Genomic DNA, 667 nt, shown 5'->3' on the forward strand with positions numbered 1-667 from the left:
ATTTTGAACGAGTTTTATCAAATTATCTTCAGAAAGAAAGTGTACAGTTCACTCAATGAGCGGCAAATGGATCTGGATGAATGGCTAGATAATTACCACTATCACCGCACACATCAAGGAAAAATAGGTTGTGGCCGCACACCCATAGAGACATTATTGGAAGGAAAATCAATTTGGGCTGAAAAATCTCACCCGAATTTAATCTGACAGGCACTAAACCAAAGTGGGCGACTGTCAGATTAAGGCTGAATGACTACATCTTAGTCGATTTGCTGTTTCTTGATTCAAGAATCCGCATTAATTTATCAAAGTCTGGGCTTACATCACCATTGTATATTATTGTGCCGTCAGGATAAGTCAATGATGTTTCTCTATCCTTATTTTTCCCTCCCTGCCAATAAGTTAAAAAATTTTTTTTATATAAGATATTAAGATGAATTTTTCTGCCCTTATCCATTTTATATGTCATAACATCATATTTTCCTACCAAATAAAATGATTTACTATGATCCCCAAAAAACCTTTCTCTTAGTAAAGGAAATAAAATAATTTCTTCATTTAAATCACCTGTTTTTTTATATATCCACCATCGAACTCTTGTGGTGCATTACCATCAATCACAAATGTCGTATTAAATCCAAAATTATCGTCAATAAGAGGCGCAATT

General features: G+C 33.9%; 1 protein-coding gene and 1 pseudogene. One reads left to right on the plus strand and one right to left on the minus strand.

The window, feature by feature from the left end:
* Positions 1 to 207, plus strand: a pseudogene (locus Xbed_RS18945) (IS481 family transposase); the annotation flags it as partial.
* A 46-nt stretch (positions 208 to 253) separates the two neighbouring features.
* Here Xbed_RS18945 and Xbed_RS18950 read toward each other — a convergent pair.
* Positions 254 to 469, minus strand: coding sequence for a hypothetical protein (locus Xbed_RS18950; RefSeq protein ID WP_086114329.1), 216 nt, complete (start codon positions 467 to 469; stop codon positions 254 to 256).
* Positions 470 to 667 lie beyond the last annotated feature (198 nt).

This window comes from Xenorhabdus beddingii (assembly GCF_002127545.1).
Taxonomy (GTDB): domain Bacteria; phylum Pseudomonadota; class Gammaproteobacteria; order Enterobacterales; family Enterobacteriaceae; genus Xenorhabdus; species Xenorhabdus beddingii.

Bases quoted from the DNA above. Each gene is read 5' to 3' on its own strand.
- Xbed_RS18950 (WP_086114329.1), bottom strand. From the start codon at position 469: ATGACATATAAAATGGATAAGGGCAGAAAAATTCATCTTAATATCTTA.